Below are 15,876 nucleotides of genomic sequence, written 5' to 3'. Positions count from 1 at the left end.
GGTCGCGGTGTTGCGCTGAAGGAAGGCGGGCCTTGTGCCCGCTTTTCTTTTGCCTGCAGGAAAGTGGACGACGGGTCTGCACGGCGTTCCCCGGGTTCGCCCGACCGTGATGGCCCGGTTTGGCCGATTGGGATGCATCGGGCCGCGGAACAGCATGCGCTCTGGGATGGTGGCGGGGCGAAGGCATGGACAACGTGGCCGAAGAGGCGTCCGGGCGCGAGGGCGTGCCGGTCCTGGGCAAGGCCGTGGCGGCGGGCTTCCTGCTGGGGGTCTGCGCGGTGGCCTGGGCGCCGGCACTGTTGCCACCGCCCCTGGGCTGGCTGGCGCTGCTGGTCGGGCTGCTGGGCTGGTGGCGCCTGCGGGGCCGCCGTTGGTCGGGGGCATTGCTGGCCGGCGTGGGCTGGATGGGGGTGCAGATGGGCAGCGGTCTGCAGGCACAGTTGCCCGCCACCATGGAGGGGCGGGAGTTCCTGGTGCGCGGCGAGGTAGTCAGCCTGCCCGAGCATGAGGTGCGCCGCACCCGGTTCCATTTCCGCGTGGACGACGACGTTGCCCAGCCGGCCGTGCTGCGTGGGCAGCGCCTCCAGCTGGCATGGTACGACCCGTTCGGTGCTTCCTCGCCGGGGAGGCGGCTGGAGCTGCGGGCGGGGGAGAGGTGGCAGTTGCAGGTCCGGCTGCGTGCGCCGCGGGGCTTGAGCAACCCTGGCGGATTCGACGCCGAACGGCATGCGCTGGCCTTGCGGCTGGTGGCCAACGGTGTGGTGCGCGTAAAGCCTGCGCCGCGGCGGTTGGCCACGGGCACGGGGTTGCAGGCATGGCGTGAGGCGGTCAGTGACCGTATCGCCGGCAGCGTAGGGGCCGGGTCCGCGCGCTATGTCCAGGCACTGGCGTTGGGTGATACGCGCGGCCTGGGTGAACTGGATTGGCAGCGCCTGCGCGCGACCGGCCTGACCCACTTGATCGCGATCTCCGGATTCCACGTCGGCATGGTCGCGGTCTGCGGCGCATGGCTGGTCGCCGGGATGTGGTGGTTGCTGCCTGGCCTGGGACGCTGGTTGCCGCGGCTGCAGGCGGCGGCCATCGGAGCCTTCCTCGTGGCACTGGTCTATGCAGCGGCAGCGGGCTTCGCGTTGCCGACGGTACGGACGGTGCTGATGATCGGGGTGATCGTGCTGGCCCGGCTGTGGCGTCGTCCGGTCAGTGTGACCGGAAGCCTGGGGCTGACCGCGTTGGCCGTGCTGTCGGTGGATCCCTTGTCGGTACTGGTGGCCGGATTCTGGCTGAGCTTCGCCGGCGTGGCGCTGTTGGCCGCATGCCTGCCGGAGCGGCTGCACTGGCTGCGGGGATTTTTGTCGGCGCAATGGGTGGCGACGCTGGGGCTGTTGCCGCTGACCGTCCTGCTGTTCGGCCAGGCCTCGGCCGTGGGGCCATTGGCCAATCTGGTCGCCATCCCGTGGTGGAGCCTGGTCGTGGTGCCGTTGGCACTGCTGGGAACAGCCGCCGAGGCGGTCTGGACCGGGGCCGGTGCGCTGCCGTGGCGGGCGTCGGCGTGGTGTTTTGATCTGTCTTGGCCGTTGTTCGAAACCCTGGCCGATAGCCGCCTGTCGCTGTGGTCGCTGCCTGAGCCGGCGTGGTTCGCACTGCCGCTGGCGTTGTTGGGGGCACTCTGGATGCTGTTGCCGCGCGGCGTGCCGGGGCGTGGACTGGCACTGCTGCTGTGGTTGCCCCTGTTGCTGCCGTGGCGTGAGCTGCCCGGCGACGGTGAGTTCGAGATCGTGGTGCTGGATGTCGGCCAGGGGCTGTCGGTGCTGGTGCGCAGCCGTGCGCATGCCCTGCTGTACGACGCCGGGCCGGCCGTGCGCGATGGCTTCGACGCTGGCGAGCGGGTGGTGGTGCCAGCATTGCGGGCATTGGGTGTGCGTCGGCTGGACCGGTTGGTGCTCAGCCATGGTGATCATGACCATGCCGGCGGGGCGGCGGCGGTGCAGGCGGAGATGCCGGGAGTGCCGTTGCTGGGGCCGCCGGGCATGCACGGGGCGGAAACGGCACCTTGCGAGGCAGGCCAGCAGTGGTGGTGGGACGGGGTGCAGTTCGAGTTCCTGCATCCTGCCGCCGGCTTCCCCTACCTGCGCAATGAGTCCAGCTGCGTGTTGCGGGTTGGCGGTCCCTACGGCGTGGCCCTGCTGACCGGCGACATCGGTGCGGTGATCGAACAGGGGCTGGTCAGGCGCTCGCCGCGCGCGGTGCGGGCCGATGTGGTGCTGGTGCCACACCACGGCAGTGGCGGGTCGTCGACGCGGGCGTTCATTGCCGCCACCGGCGCGCGCTTGGCCGTGGTATCGGCCGGGCACGCCAACCGGTTCGGTCATCCACGTGCGGACGTGCGCGAGCGCTGGCAACGCAGCGGGGCTGAACTGCTGGAAACCGCAGGCAGTGGCGCGGTGCGGGTGTGGCTTGGGAAAGGGGGTATCCAGCTTCGTGAAAGGCGGATCTGGCGCTCACGTGGCTGGGATGCCGCGGAGCGGGCGCGGGCGGCTGCTATCCTATCGACCAGCAAACAGGCGGCCATCGAGCCGGAGGGTTGAAACGTGTGGGAACTGGTCAAGGCTGGCGGCTGGCCGATGCTGCCGCTGCTGCTGTTGGGTGTGCTGGCTTTGGCGATAGTCCTGGAGCGTTTCTGGAGCCTGCGGCGTAACGAAGTGCTGCCGCCCGGCCTGGGTGAGGAGGTCCGCAACTGGGCCGCGCGCGGCAAGCTCGACGCCTCGCACATCGCCTCGCTGCGCGCCAATTCCCCGCTGGGTGCCCTGTTGGCGGCCGCGCTGGAAGCGCGCAACCGGCCGCGTGAGCAGATCCGTGAGCGCATCGAGGACACCGGCCGTCACCTGGTGCATCGGATGGGCCGCTTCCTCAATGCCCTGGGCACCATTGCCTCGGCCGGTCCGCTGCTGGGCCTGCTCGGCACGGTGATCGGCATGATCCAGATGTTCCTGGGCATCCTCGACCATGGCGTGGGTGACGTGAACCAGCTCGCTGGCGGCATCGGCAAGGCGCTGGTGTGCACCGCGACCGGCATGGTCGTGGCGATCCCGGCATTGATGTTCCACCGCTACTTCCGTGGCCGCATCGACGGCTACGTGATCGAGATGGAGCAGGAAGCCAGCGCCTTGCTGGATTCGCTTGATGGCCGACCGGCGGTGATGGCGGCGGCCAAGGGCGTGGCCGCACAGAAGCCTGCCGCGACCGCAAAGGCCTGAGCCCCGATGCGCATCCGCGAAAACCGCCACTCGGATGAACCGCATATCGATCTGGTTCCCCTGATCGACGTGATCCTGGTGTTGATCATCTTCTTCGTGGTCACCACCACGTTCGATGCGCGTTCGACGCTGCAGGTGCAGCTGCCGACCGCCAGCGACCAGAAGAACAGCGCGCCGCCGCGCTCGCTGAGCGTGCTGGTCAATGCCGACGGCCGTTACTTCGTCAACGACCAGGAAGTGCTGCGCACCGACGTGGAGTCGCTCAAGCAGGTGCTGGCCCAGGCCGGCGGCGATGACCGCGAGCAGACCGTGCTGCTGCGCGCCGACGCGCGCACGCCGTACCAGGCCGTGGTGACCGCGCAGGACGCACTGGGCCAGCTGGGCTTCCGCCGCATCGCCATCGCCACCGCGCCGGAAGTGAAGCAGTGAGCGCCTTGGTGAGCCCGTGGAAGACTTACAGGCGATTGCTGGGCTTTGCCAAGCCATATCGCACACTGCTGTTGATGGCCGTGCTGGGCATGCTGATCGAAGCCGCTGCCGGCATGGGTTTTCTGGGGCTGATGAGCCCGATCACCAATAACCTGGTGAATCCGGAGAACATCAATCCATGGATGCCCCTTGCCATCATTGGTTTGTTCCTGTTGCGCGGGGCTGCGGGCTACCTGACCGACATCGGCATGGGCAAGGCGGCGCGGAGCATCGCACGTGACCTGCGTGTGCGCGTGTTGTCCAAGTACATGCGGTTGCCCGGCCAACGCTTTGACGCCGAGCCCGTGCCGTCCATGCTGGTGCGGCTGGGGTCCGATAGCGACCAGGTGGCGCAAGCTGCAATCGACGCCATGAAAGTGGTGCTCCAGCAGTCACTGCAGGCGCTGGGCGCGCTGGTGATGATGTTCATCTACAGCTGGCAGGTAACTCTGGCGATCTTCGTGCTTGCTCCCCCGTTGGCCTGGGTCATGAACAAGGTGGCCAAGCGCTACCGGCGTATCAGCCATCGCATCCAGGAGAGCAGCGCCGAATTGCTGCAGGCCGCCGACCAGGCGCTGTCGAGCCAGCAAGAGGTGAAGATCTATGGCGCGCAACCTACCGAAATGGAGCGCTACGAGGGCCTGGCCAATACCAACCTGCGCCTGGCAATGAAGGTCGAATCCACGCGCAGTATTTCTTCGGGGATGGTGCAGCTGATTGGCGCGGTCGGTTTGGCTGCGCTGCTGTTCATTGCCGGCCATGAGGCTTCGGCCGGGCGCTTGAGTGTTGGCGATTTCGTGTCGCTGATGATGGCGATGCTGACCATCATCCCCGCGCTCAAGCAGCTGACCAACGTGCAGAACATGACCCAGCGCGGCATCGCTTCGGCGCAGCGCCTGTTCCTTGTACTCGATGCGGCCGACGAAGTGGACTCCGGACAGATGCCATTGGGCAGGGCCAAGGGGGAGTTGGAGTTCCGGCACGTCAGCGCCCGTTATGAGGGACAAGCCAGGCTCGCACTGGAAGACATCAGCTTCATCGCCAAACCCGGCACCGTGACCGCCATCGTCGGCCGGTCCGGCAGCGGCAAGTCCACGCTGATCAAGCTGATCCCGCGCTTCTACGAGATCGAGGCCGGCCAGATCCTGTTGGATGGTCATCCGTTGCAGGACTACCGGCTGGCCGACCTGCGCCGGCAGATCGCCCTGGTCGGCCAGCAGGTCACCCTGTTCAATGGCAGCATCGCGCAGAACGTGGCCTACGGCGAACTGCACAAGCGCAGCGCCGAACAGGTGGATGATGCGGTTGCCGGTGCCAATGCCCTGGAATTCGTCGAGCAGTTGCCCGAGGGCCTGCAGGCGCAGGTGGGCGCCAAGGGCGGCAAGCTCTCCGGCGGCCAGCGCCAACGCCTGGCCATTGCCCGCGCCATGCTCAAGGATGCCCCGATCCTGATCCTGGACGAAGCCACAGCGGCGCTGGACAACGAGTCCGAGCGACTGGTCCAGGACGCCTTGCAGAAGCTGATGCCCGACCGCACCACGCTGGTGATCGCGCACCGGCTGTCCACCATCGAGCATGCCGACCAGGTGCTGGTGATGGATCAGGGGCGCATCGTGGAGCGTGGCACCCACCAGCAGTTGCTGGCGCTGGGTGGGCTGTATGAGCACCTGTACCGCATGCAGTTCCGGGAGAGCCAGGACTGATGGAGAAGCGAGGCCCGCAGACCCCGGGCTGGTGGTACGACGACGCTCCGGTACCGCTGGCGGCCCGTGTGGTTGCTCCCGTGTATGGCGCGGTCTCCGGCCTGCGTCGGTGGCTGTACCAGCGCGGCTGTTTGCGGCGCCGGCAGGTACCGGTGCCGGTGATCGTGGTCGGCAACATCACCGCTGGCGGTACGGGCAAGACGCCGTTGACCATCGAACTGGTCATGCGCCTGCGCGAAGCCGGCTGGAAGCCTGGCGTGGCCAGCCGCGGCTATGGCCGCGATGACGCCGGCACGGCGCGCTGGATCACCCCGGACATGGAGCCGGCATTGGGTGGCGATGAGCCGGTGCTGATTGCCTGGAAGACCGGCGTGCCGGTGCGCGTGGACCGTGATCGGGTCGCGGCGGCCAAGGCTTTGCTGGAGGCCGGTTGTGACGTGGTTGTCTGTGATGACGGCCTGCAGCACTACCGGTTGGCGCGCGATATCGAGATCGAAGTGGTGGACGCGGCGCGCCGCTACGGCAACGGCCGCATGATGCCGGCCGGGCCCCTGCGCGAATCGGCCGCGCGCGCGCGCGATTGCGACTTCCGCGTGGTCAACCTGGGCCAGGCCAGTGACGCGCCGGAACAGGCGGTGGCCTCCGGCTTCGGTGAATGGGCCATGCGTCTGCGCATCGATACCGCCCATCCGCTCAATGGTGGACGGGACCAGCCGCTGCAGGCCTTCGCTGGCCAGCGCGTGCATGCCGTGGCCGGTATTGCCAATCCGCAGCGGTTCTTCCAGATGCTGCGCGCGCGTGGCATCGGTGTGGTGCCGCATGCCTTTGCCGACCACCATCGTTACCAGGCCGGTGACCTGTCCTTCGGCAGCGAGTTGCCGGTGCTGATGACCGAGAAGGATGCGGTGAAGTGCCAGCGCTTCGCCAATCGCTGGCACTATGCGGTACCGCTGCAGGCCGAGCTGCCGGCCGCGTTCTGGGTGGCGCTGCTGGACCGCCTGGGCAAGCTGGCACGCGGGTGAAGGGCAGGTGCCCGAGGGCACCGACGGTGTACGCGCAGGCGCGTTGGTCGCCGCATGCAAGGAGTTCAAATGAAGCAGGTTCCCGAGTTCGTCGTGGCCATCCCGGCCCGTTATGCCTCCACCCGTCTGCCCGGCAAGCCGCTGGCGCTGATCAACGGCGAGCCGATGGTGCTGCATGTCGCGCGACGGGCGCTGGATGCCGGTGCTCGCGAGGTCTGGGTGGCAACCGACGATGCGCGCATCGCCGATGCCGTCGCTGGGCTGGACGGCATCCATGTCGCGATGACCGATCCCGGCCACGCCTCCGGCACTGATCGTCTGGCCGAATGTGCGCGGCAGGCCGGGTGGGCGGACGACGTGATCGTGGTCAACCTGCAGGGCGACGAGCCGTTCGCCCCGGCGGTGGGTATCCAGGCCGTCGCCAGCGTGCTGGCCGACAGTGGCGCGCCGATGTCGACGCTGGCCACCCCGGTCGAGGACGCGCCAACCCTGTTCGATCCGAACGTGGTCAAGCTGGTGCGGGCTGCCGGCGGCGACGCGTTGTATTTCAGCCGGGCACCGATCCCGTGGCATCGGGATGCATTCGCGCGCTCGCGGGACGAGCTGCCGGCCGGCAGCTGGCTGCGCCATATCGGCATCTATGGCTATCGTGCCGGCTTCCTGCAGCAGTTCGCGGCGATGCCGCCGGGCATGCTGGAACAGGTCGAATCGCTGGAGCAGTTGCGGGTGCTGGAGGCCGGTTTCCGGATCGCAGTAGCGCTGTCACCGGCACCGTTCCCGCCCGGCATCGATACTGCCGAGGACCTGGCCCGTGCCGATGCCCTGATGCGAGGAGCGCCTTGAAGCTGTTGGTGGTCTGCCTGGGCAACATCTGCCGTTCGCCGATGGGCGAAGGGGCCCTGCGCGCCCGCATCGCGCAGGCGCGACTGGACTGGATCAGCGTGGACTCGGCGGGAACCTCCGGCTGGCACGCCGGCGAGCCGCCGGATCGACGCGCGGTAGCCTGTGCGCGGCGTCACGGCGTGGACATTTCGAGCTTGCGTGGTCGCCAGCTGCGCCGCGAGGATTTCTTCGATTTCGACTACATCCTCTGCGCCGATCATGACAATCTGGCCGAGGCCCGGGCGCTGGCCCCCGAGCATGCGCGTGAACGCGCGGTGCTGTGGCTGCCCTGGGCCGGTATTGCCGAGGCCACGGTGGTGCCCGATCCGTATTACGGTGGGCAGGAGGATTTTGAACATAGCTGGGCGCTGGTCGATGCCGCCGCACGGGCAACCGTCCAGCGCCTGTTGCGGCGAGACGACTCCGGCATAATCCCGACATGAACGAAAAGCGCCTACTGGAACTGCCCAAGACCGGCATCTGGCTCAACGCCGCCCCCGCTACCCTGCAGGAACTGCGGGGTTGCCCGGTGGCGCTCGCCTTCGTCAACGGCGCGTCGATATGGTCGATGCAACGCCTGGCCGAGGTGACCGGCTGGCAGGCGCGCAATCCGGGTCGGCTACAGCTGGTGGTGGTGCAGGTGCCGCGTTTCGAGTTTGAACGTGAGCCACAGCAGGCGTTGAAGCTGCTGCGCCGCCAGGGCATCTCGGCCCCGATCGTGCTGGATGCGCAATGGGATGCCTGGCGTGCGTTCGACGTGCAGTCATGGCCGACGCTGGTGCTGCTTGATGCATACGGCGTGGAACGTGAGCGTCTGGTGGGCGGTGGTGCCGGCGGCGACACGGAGCGCGTGTTGAACGCGCTCTGTGATGGCGTGGCGCAACCGTTGGACGACGAGGCCTACGGCGCTCGCGAGATCAACCCGGAGCCGCGCCTGCCGCTGCGCTTCCCGGCCGGCCTGGCGGTCGCCGAAGAGCGCCTGTATGTGGCTGATACCGGCAACCATCGCATCCTGGAGTGCAATCACGCCGGTCGCGTGCTGCGCCAGTTCGGCCTTGGCAGCGCCGACCTGATCAATGGCGGTGTGGGTGAAGCGGCCTTCAACCGGCCGCAGGGCCTGGCGCTGGTGCGTGACGTGCTGTACGTGGCCGACACCGGCAACCACGCCTTGCGTCGGATCAACCTGAGCAGTGGCCAGGTCGACACCCTGTGCGGTACCGGACGCGTGGGCGACCCGCGCGCCGGGGTGCTGGCGCAGCCATGGGACAGCCCGCTCAACCACCCGGCCGACGTCGCCGTGGCCGACAACCAGGTCCACATCGCCATGGCCGGCGATAACCATATCTGGAGTTACGACCTGGGCACCCGCGAGCTGCGCTGGCGCTCGGGCGCAGGCCCGGTCGAAGTGCGTGATGGCAGCGGTCACCTGGCCGCGTTCGCGCAGCCGACCAGCGTGGTGGCGGTGCAGCAGACCCTGTACGTGTGTGATTCGCTGGGCTCGGCGATCCGCTCGGTGCAACTGCGCAACGACCTGGTGCAGACCCTGGTCGGACAGGGCCCCTGGGAATCGGGCAACGTCGACGGCCCGCGCCTGAACGCCCGCCTGCAGTTCCCGATGGCGATCGCCAAGGGCCCGGACTCGCCAATGCTGTGGATCGCCGATTCCGGCAACGGTACCTTGCGCACTCTGCGCCTGGGCGGCGGCGACCTGGCCACGGTCAACCTGCCACGGCGCCTGCATGGGCCATGCGCGCTGGGCCTGGCGGCCGGCGCGATCTGGATCGCCGAGACCGATGCGCATTCGGTGCTGCGTTTCGACCCGCTCAGCGGCGAGCTGAGCGACGTGCCGATCGAAGGATGAAGCAGGAAAGCCCCCCCGCGTTCGATGGCAAGGCCTTCGCGGCGGCGCTGAGTACCGCGCCCGGCGTGTATCGGATGTACGCCGCCGACGACACCCTGCTGTACGTCGGCAAGGCCGGCGCGCTGCGCAAGCGTGTGGGCAGCTACTTCAACGGCTCGCCCAAGAGCACGCGCATCATGATGATGCTCTCGCAGGTCGCGCGGATGGACGTCACCGTCACCCGCACCGAGGCCGAGGCGCTGCTGCTGGAAAACCAGCTGATCAAGTCGCTGGCGCCGCGCTACAACGTGTCCCTGCGCGACGACAAGACCTACCCGCAGGTGCTGCTGACGCGCGAGCAGTGGCCGCGCATCGCCCTGCACCGTGGCCCCCGGGCGGTCCCCGGGCGCTACTACGGCCCCTATCCGGGCGTGGGTGCGGTCCGCGAGACGCTGAACCTCATGCACAAGCTGTTCAAGCTGCGCAGTTGTGAGGACAGCGTGTTCCGCAACCGTTCGCGGCCCTGCCTGCAATACCAGATCGGCCGCTGCAGCGCGCCCTGCGTGGAACTGGTGCCACAGCAGGACTACGACGAATCGGTGCGCCAGGCCGCGATGTTCCTGGAGGGCAAGAGCGACCAGCTGGCCGACGAACTGGTGCAGTCCATGCAGCAGGCCAGCGATGCCCTTCAGTTCGAGCGTGCCGCGCGTCTGCGTGACCTGGTGGCATCGCTACGCAGCATGCAGAACCGCCAGTACGTGGACGGGCGTGCGGCGGACCTGGACGTGCTGGCCTGTGCGACCCAGGGCGCCAGTGCCTGCGTGATGCTGCTGGCCTTCCGCGATGGCCGCAATCTGGGGACACGCGCGTTCTTTCCGCGCACCAATGGCGAGGACAGCGCCGAGGAGGTGCTGGCGGCATTCGTCTCGCAGTACTACATCGAGCACGGCCCGCCGCCGGAAGTGCTGCTGGACCGTGAGATTCCCGATGCGCAGATGATCGAGGCCGCCCTCGGTGCCTCGGCCGAGCGCAAGGTGGCATTGAAATGGAACGTGCGTGGTGAACGCGCCGGCTATGTCGAGCTGGCCAGCCGCAATGCGCAGATCACCCTGGTCGCGGAGATGGACAGCCGTGGCGCCCAGCACGCACGCAGCGAGGCAGTGCGGGACATGCTGGGGCTGGCCGAGCCGGTCAAGCGCGTGGAGTGTTTCGACATCAGCCATACGATGGGCGAAGCGACGGTGGCCTCGTGCGTGGTGTTCGACGCGGCCGGCCCCGTGCGTGCGCAGTACCGGCGCTACAACATCACCGGCATCGAACCCGGTGACGACTACGCCGCCATGCACCAGGCCATCGATCGCCGTTTCCGGCGCGCGGTGGAGGAGGGCGGCGTGCTGCCCGACGTGCTGCTGATCGATGGTGGTGCCGGCCAGTTGGCGCAGGCGCAGGCCGCCCTGGCCGACCTCGGCGTGGAGGGGGTGATGCTGGTGGGCGTGGCCAAGGGCGTGGAACGCCGGGCCGGCCACGAGGCATTGGTGCTGCCGGACGGGCGCGAGATCCGCCCGGGCGCGGCCTCACCGGCGTTGCAGTTCATTCAGCAGGTGCGCGATGAGGCGCACCGCTTCGCCATCACCGGCCATCGCGGACGGCGACAAAAGGCGCGCATGACCAGCAAGCTGGAGGATATCCCCGGCATCGGTCCGCGCCGTCGTGCCAACCTGCTCAAGCATTTTGGCGGCATGGCCGGGCTCAAGGCCGCCGGTGAGGCCGAGATCGCACGGGTGGAAGGCATCAACGACGCCCTGGCCGCGCGTATCTACGCTAACCTTCATGGTCTGTCGGTGCCTGACCCGGCAGCGGAGTAACGTTTCAATGAAATTGACCATCCCCACCTGGCTGACGCTGCTGCGGATCCTGATGATCCCGGTGTTGGTCCTGGTGTTCTATCTCCCGTACGCCTGGACCAATTTTGCCTCGGCGGCGATCTTCGGCCTGGCGGCCATCACCGACTGGCTGGATGGCTGGTGGGCCCGGCGCTACGAACAGCATTCCGCGTTCGGCGCCTTCCTGGATCCGGTGGCTGACAAGCTGATGGTGGCCGTGGCGCTGTTCCTGATCGTGCAGGGACATCCCACGCCGTGGATGGCGTTCTGGGCGGCGGTGATCGTCGGCCGGGAGATCGCGGTGTCTGCGCTGCGCGAGTGGATGGCCGAGATTGGCCAGCGTGCCAAAGTGCGGGTGGCGATGATCGGCAAGGTCAAGACCACCGCGCAGATGATTGCCTTGTTGTGCCTGCTGTATTCGGTGTCGCCGAACACGCCATTCACCGCGATCTGGATGGGGGCGCCCATTTTCCATATCGGGGATTGGATGCTGGCGATCGCCGCGTTGCTGACGCTGGTTTCCGGCGTGCAGTACCTGCATGCCGCCTGGCCCAGCCTGCGCGAAGACGAGCGGGTGGCACGCGAACAGACCCGGAAAAAGGTGGTTGACAGGTAGGCGAATGCATGTAGAATTTCGCCTCCCAAGCGGGAATAGCTCAGTTGGTAGAGCGCAACCTTGCCAAGGTTGAGGTCGCGAGTTCGAGTCTCGTTTCCCGCTCCAATGTCGAGAAGAACGTTGTTTTCGACAGGATGCGTGAGGGGTTTTCCGGAGGTGCTGGCAAGCCCGTCCGGGGTCCTTGCGGAGTGCGATAGCCCTCCGGCCGCTGTGAAGAAATTTGTTAAAAAGCTGGTGCAATTGTTACGAAGTCTGTAGAATGCACGGCATCCCAAGCGGGAATAGCTCAGTTGGTAGAGCGCAACCTTGCCAAGGTTGAGGTCGCGAGTTTCAGCTGGGAGAGCGCCTGCATGGCATGCAGGAGGTCAGCGGTTCGATCCCGCTTAGCTCCACCAATTCGGACATTAGGCCGTCCGGATAGACAACTCGAATTTGAAGAATACGCGTCCCCATCGTCTAGAGGCCTAGGACATCACCCTTTCACGGTGGCGACCGGGGTTCGAATCCCCGTGGGGACGCCATTTCCAAAAAAGCTCCGGGAAACCGGGGCTTTTTCTTTGCCTGGAATTCGAGGCGACGGGTTGATGCAAGCGACTGCAGTCGTGGTCGTTCCTGTCCGATACTGAGTACTGGCGTTCTCCAGTCCGAGTCCTGCAGCGTGTGGTGCGTGTCAGTAGCCTTGCGTGTTGCAGGGAGTGCCGCTTGCGGCCTACCATCCGCGCGCATCGGAGGGGCAAGCCTCGGGGTTGATGGCGGCTTTCTCCATGTCTGATCGATTGGAGAAGGTCATGCGCATCGTCTACATCATTCTCTGCATCTGCGGTGCCGCTTTGCCGCTGGCGCAGTTCCTGCCCTGGGTATCGACCTACGGACTGGATATCCCGCTTCTCGTGCAACACGCGGTGGGAACGCCAATTTCGGCATTCGCCTGGTCCGATGTGCTTGTTTCCGGCATCGCGGTGGCGGTGTTCGTGGTTGTTGAAGGGCGGCGGCTTGGAATGCGGCACACCTGGCTGCCGCTGTTGGCGCTGGGCGTCGGGCCTTCGCTGGCATTGCCGTTGTTCCTGCTGCAGCGGGAACGGCATGCAGCCACGCTCGCACGATGAAGCGGTGCCGCTGGGCTGATGTTGGCTTCGGTGCCGCCAAAGGTTGGTCGCGGCGTGCTGCTTGTCCTGACGTTGTTTCTGTCGCTCGTGCTGCTTTGGCCGGATAGGTGAGCAGATAAAGCAGGACCAGGATGCAACGGGCGCAAGGCTGATCAGCTGCCACCATGGGTTAAGCCCTGCGTTGCGCGGGCGTGGCGTGCAGGCTGCAAGCCACGGCAGCAGAACGACCAACGAGGCGATCTGCAAGGACAAAGGGCCTGCCGCCTCGCGGATCAATTGGGCAAAGGCCAGCACCATCGCAACCGCCAGCGCAAACCACCAAAAGTCTGCTCGCGGCGTCGTTCCGGTGAAGTCGAGGCCTCGCTGCAGGCCTTCGCGCATGGTGTCAGCGGCGGCACGACTGGGGGCGGGATTGCTCGCCAGCAGGCTTTCGGCGGAGACATCAGGAACTGCAGCCAGTGCACGCAAGGACTCCGTCGAGACCTTCGCGCCCGATTCAAGGCGTTGAATGGTGCGCAGGTTCAGCCCGCTGAGGCTGGCCAATTGCTCCTGTGACCACTGCCGGGCGATGCATAGCTCGCGCGAAGGCGAGCGTTGTTGATGTGCATGGAGGCTCCTTGGAATCGGGGTCTGGGGTCCCGGCATCATGCTGCCGCAACCTGCCTTGCGTGACGACATCCTCCCGCCGCAACCCCGACGCGGTGCCGACAGCACGCTGTCGGCTCGAGTCTCCGCCTGTTCGGGCGGGTGTCGTTCTCATCGGGTCTGCAATCCCGGGCAGCTGCACGCTCGCCTGCTAGTGCAGGTCCAAGTTCAAAAGCGAATGTATCAATGGGCGAGGCTGATCAGGCTCGCTGGTTGGTGGAGATACCCCCAAAAGTGCCCCTGCAGCCCCGAGGCAGGGGGGGGGGCAATGGTGCATATGGCGGAGAACAAAAAAGGCCGGAAGCCCTTGATTTCTCGGGGATTCCGGCCTGATTCGGGCCTTGTCGGCCACTGCATTGGTGGAGGTGGGCGGAATTGAACCGCCGTCCGAAGGCACTCCATCCCTGGCACTACATGCTTAGTTCACCGTTGGGTCTCGTCCTGTGGCAGCACGGTGAGCGAAGCGCACCCAAGGACCAGCCTGTTTTGGTTAAGCCGTGACTGACAGGCAGCCGTCACAGCCGGTTCCGTGATAATGACCCTACATCCACGAGCACGGGCACAAGTGGGTTCGGGGCTTACGCCTTAAGCGGCGAGAGCGTAGTTGTCGTCGTTGGCAACTAGAGTTTTGCAGCTGGATTTACGAGGAAAGCTACCCCCTCGGCATGCGCCAAGCGACTTCATAACCCCCGTCGAAACCAGTGCACCCCCGGTAAGACGTTGAGCGATGAGGGTTGCGGCTACCTGAGCGACCAAGTGGACCGAAACCTCGCTGACGGTGTGGATGCTACGGCAAACAAGCTGAATCGTCACGTGCCGGTATCTGTCTGGCGTGGGTTAACGCCCGGCCGACCTTTCTGCGACAGGCGCCCGTCAACGATATGTCGGTTGAAATCGGGTGGAGACCGTTGGTGCAACAGCAGCAGGCGCGCAGTTTGAAGGGGTTCGCGACAGGCGTGGGGCGCGATTTCCTGCGGCGTGCCTTGCCGGCTCTGCCTGCCTATGTGTTGCTGCTGTTGTTGGCGACGGCGGCGCTGTGGGGTGACTCAGGCTGGCAGCTCGGCGCGACCGTGACCACGTTGCTGGCCAGCGCGGGCATGGTCGGGGCCATGGCGCGGCGGCGGTATCGCTGGGCGGGCTGGCAGGTTGCCGCGGCCCTGTTGCTACTGACGTTGCGGCCGGCATGGTCGGGTCTTGAGCCGACGGCGGTGGGTCGCCTGGTCACGCTGGTGGCAGTGGCGGCGGTGCTGCAGGTGGCATGGAGTTCGTTGCGCCTGTTCGGCTTCTCGCAGCGCTTGCAGCGGGTGGCCGACGCGATCCCGGAGGAGCGCGTGCTGGAGCTGTTGCCGCCGGAAGCGGCGGGCAGGGTCCGGGCGTGGCTGGCAGGAGACGCCGCCGCTGCGACTGAAATCAAGGTGGTCGTGCGCCTGGCGTTGCTGTGCGTTGCGCTCCAGGAGGCCGGTACCCGTGGTGAGCTGCGCCGGTGGGCTCACGCCAGCAGGGATTTGCGCAGGTAGATCCGCTGATGGCCCGGCGGGTAGTCAGCGAGCCGGGCAAACACGTCGTAGCCGTGGCGGGTATAGAAGCCCTCGGCTTGCCAGTCGAAGGTGTCCAGCAGGGCGGCGTGGGCGCCGTGCTGGCGTGCGGTCTGCTCGGCCTCGGCCAGCAACGCACTGGCCTCCCCGCGCCCGCGGTGGGCGGGGTCAACCCACAGGACATGGACCGTGAGCCAGCCGGCGCAGATGTCGGCGAGCAGGCCGGCGTAGAGGGTGCCGTCGTGATCGTGGCAGGCCAGGCGGACGGGAAGGTCTTCCAGTGGATCGCCACAGGCCTGCTGGTTGAAGGTCAGCAGGCGCTGGCAAAGCTGCTCGCTGTCGTGCGCGCTGGCCGGCCGTGGCGCGCAGGGGGACATCAGGCGTTGCGGTTGTGGGCGCGCATGGCGCGCTGCTTCTCGCGGGCCCAGTCGCGTTCCTTGGCGGTGTCGCGCTTGTCGTGGTTCTGCTTGCCCTTGGCCAGCGCGATCTCGAGCTTGATCTTGTTCTTGCTCCAGTACATCGCGGTGGGGACCAGGGTGTAGCCGTCGCGTTCGACGCGGCCGATCAGCTTGTCGATCTCCCTGCGGTGCAGCAGCAGCTTCCGCTGGCGGCGGTCCTCGGGGATGGTGTGGGTCGAGGCCTGGATCAGCGGGGTGATCTGGGCGCCGATCAGGAAGATCTCGCCGTCCTTCACGTAGGCGTAGGCGTCGGTCATGTTGCCGCGGCCGGCGCGGATGGCCTTGATTTCCCAGCCCTGCAGGACCAGGCCGGCCTCGAAGCGTTCTTCCAGGTGGTATTCGTGACGGGCACGCTTGTTCAACGCGATGGTTTTGTCGGCCGTCGCGTTCTTTGCTTTATCCTTGCCGGTGTTCTTGCTCATTTACGTATTGTCTCCGATTCGGAGGCATTCCGGATATCCATC

Annotated in this window: 13 protein-coding genes, 3 tRNA genes, 1 other RNA gene and 2 pseudogenes; 15 read left to right on the top strand and 4 right to left on the bottom strand. The window is 66.7% G+C overall.

What is annotated here, in order from left to right:
* The first annotated feature begins 185 nt into the window (after positions 1 to 185).
* From ATCM_RS09710 to ATCM_RS09645, 14 genes and pseudogenes are all read left to right on the top strand, one after another.
* A pseudogene (locus tag ATCM_RS09710) lies at positions 186 to 2,695 on the top strand (DNA internalization-related competence protein ComEC/Rec2).
* Positions 2,589 to 3,254 carry a MotA/TolQ/ExbB proton channel family protein gene (locus tag ATCM_RS09705; RefSeq protein WP_132864329.1) on the top strand — a complete coding sequence of 222 codons (666 nt, stop codon included), beginning with the start codon at positions 2,589 to 2,591 and terminating at the stop codon, positions 3,252 to 3,254. The pseudogene ATCM_RS09710 and the gene ATCM_RS09705 overlap by 107 nt, the downstream one beginning before the upstream one ends.
* A gap of 6 nt (positions 3,255 to 3,260) precedes the next feature.
* The gene (locus ATCM_RS09700) at positions 3,261 to 3,683 is read left to right on the top strand and encodes a biopolymer transporter ExbD (protein WP_132864328.1); all 423 of its coding nucleotides are present in this window, start codon (positions 3,261 to 3,263) and stop codon (positions 3,681 to 3,683) included.
* On the top strand, positions 3,680 to 5,425 hold the full coding sequence (msbA, locus tag ATCM_RS09695) for a lipid A export permease/ATP-binding protein MsbA (protein WP_279432513.1): 1,746 nt from the start codon (positions 3,680 to 3,682) through the stop codon (positions 5,423 to 5,425). Before ATCM_RS09700 ends, msbA begins: the two co-directional genes overlap by 4 nt.
* Positions 5,425 to 6,447: a tetraacyldisaccharide 4'-kinase gene (gene lpxK / locus ATCM_RS09690; protein WP_132864327.1), complete on the top strand. Its 1,023-nt coding sequence runs from the start codon at positions 5,425 to 5,427 to the stop codon at positions 6,445 to 6,447. The genes msbA and lpxK overlap by 1 nt, the downstream gene beginning before the upstream one ends.
* Positions 6,448 to 6,516: 69 nt before the next feature.
* Positions 6,517 to 7,290 (top strand): 3-deoxy-manno-octulosonate cytidylyltransferase, encoded by a 774-nt coding sequence (gene kdsB, locus ATCM_RS09685; protein WP_132864326.1) that lies wholly within the window; start codon positions 6,517 to 6,519, stop codon positions 7,288 to 7,290.
* Positions 7,287 to 7,772, top strand: coding sequence for a low molecular weight protein-tyrosine-phosphatase (locus ATCM_RS09680; protein WP_132864325.1), 486 nt, complete (start codon positions 7,287 to 7,289; stop codon positions 7,770 to 7,772). The genes kdsB and ATCM_RS09680 overlap by 4 nt, the downstream gene beginning before the upstream one ends.
* Positions 7,769 to 9,190, top strand: coding sequence for a hypothetical protein (locus tag ATCM_RS09675; RefSeq protein ID WP_132864324.1), 1,422 nt, complete (start codon positions 7,769 to 7,771; stop codon positions 9,188 to 9,190). Before ATCM_RS09680 ends, ATCM_RS09675 begins: the two co-directional genes overlap by 4 nt.
* Positions 9,187 to 11,034, top strand: a complete 1,848-nt coding sequence (uvrC, locus tag ATCM_RS09670; RefSeq protein WP_132864323.1) for an excinuclease ABC subunit UvrC — start codon at positions 9,187 to 9,189, stop codon at positions 11,032 to 11,034. Before ATCM_RS09675 ends, uvrC begins: the two co-directional genes overlap by 4 nt.
* A gap of 7 nt (positions 11,035 to 11,041) precedes the next feature.
* On the top strand, positions 11,042 to 11,668 hold the full coding sequence (gene pgsA / locus ATCM_RS09665) for a CDP-diacylglycerol--glycerol-3-phosphate 3-phosphatidyltransferase (RefSeq protein ID WP_132864322.1): 627 nt from the start codon (positions 11,042 to 11,044) through the stop codon (positions 11,666 to 11,668).
* A 29-nt stretch (positions 11,669 to 11,697) separates the two neighbouring features.
* A tRNA-Gly gene (locus tag ATCM_RS09660) sits at positions 11,698 to 11,773 on the top strand.
* Between the two features lie 173 nt (positions 11,774 to 11,946).
* Positions 11,947 to 12,063 (top strand) — tRNA-Ala (locus ATCM_RS19105).
* 50 nt (positions 12,064 to 12,113) lie between these two features.
* A tRNA-Glu gene (locus tag ATCM_RS09650) sits at positions 12,114 to 12,189 on the top strand.
* A 267-nt stretch (positions 12,190 to 12,456) separates the two neighbouring features.
* Entirely contained in the window at positions 12,457 to 12,774 is a 318-nt protein-coding gene (locus tag ATCM_RS09645) for a DUF2834 domain-containing protein (RefSeq protein WP_132864321.1), read from the top strand.
* A 441-nt stretch (positions 12,775 to 13,215) separates the two neighbouring features.
* Here the strand turns inward: ATCM_RS09645 and ATCM_RS09635 are convergent.
* Positions 13,216 to 13,419, bottom strand: a pseudogene (locus tag ATCM_RS09635) (helix-turn-helix transcriptional regulator); the annotation flags it as partial.
* 357 nt (positions 13,420 to 13,776) lie between these two features.
* Positions 13,777 to 14,130, bottom strand: a transfer-messenger RNA (tmRNA) gene (gene ssrA / locus ATCM_RS09630).
* Between the two features lie 200 nt (positions 14,131 to 14,330).
* Between ssrA and ATCM_RS09625 the strand changes: the two genes are divergently transcribed.
* Positions 14,331 to 14,936 carry a hypothetical protein gene (locus ATCM_RS09625; protein WP_132864320.1) on the top strand — a complete coding sequence of 202 codons (606 nt, stop codon included), beginning with the start codon at positions 14,331 to 14,333 and terminating at the stop codon, positions 14,934 to 14,936.
* Here the strand turns inward: ATCM_RS09625 and ATCM_RS09620 are convergent.
* Together ATCM_RS09620 and smpB are read right to left on the bottom strand one after the other, a co-directional pair.
* Positions 14,909 to 15,331: a GNAT family N-acetyltransferase gene (locus ATCM_RS09620; protein ID WP_132864319.1), complete on the bottom strand. Its 423-nt coding sequence runs from the start codon at positions 15,329 to 15,331 to the stop codon at positions 14,909 to 14,911. The two genes, ATCM_RS09625 and ATCM_RS09620, sit on opposite strands and share 28 nt — an antisense overlap.
* Positions 15,331 to 15,834: an SsrA-binding protein SmpB gene (gene smpB / locus ATCM_RS09615; protein ID WP_132864318.1), complete on the bottom strand. Its 504-nt coding sequence runs from the start codon at positions 15,832 to 15,834 to the stop codon at positions 15,331 to 15,333. The genes ATCM_RS09620 and smpB overlap by 1 nt, the downstream gene beginning before the upstream one ends.
* Positions 15,835 to 15,876: the final 42 nt, after the last annotated feature.

Origin of the sequence: Stenotrophomonas sp. ATCM1_4 (assembly GCF_004348115.1) — a bacterium.
GTDB lineage: Bacteria > Pseudomonadota > Gammaproteobacteria > Xanthomonadales > Xanthomonadaceae > Stenotrophomonas > Stenotrophomonas capsici.
This window is presented reverse-complemented; position numbering and strand designations above follow the sequence as displayed.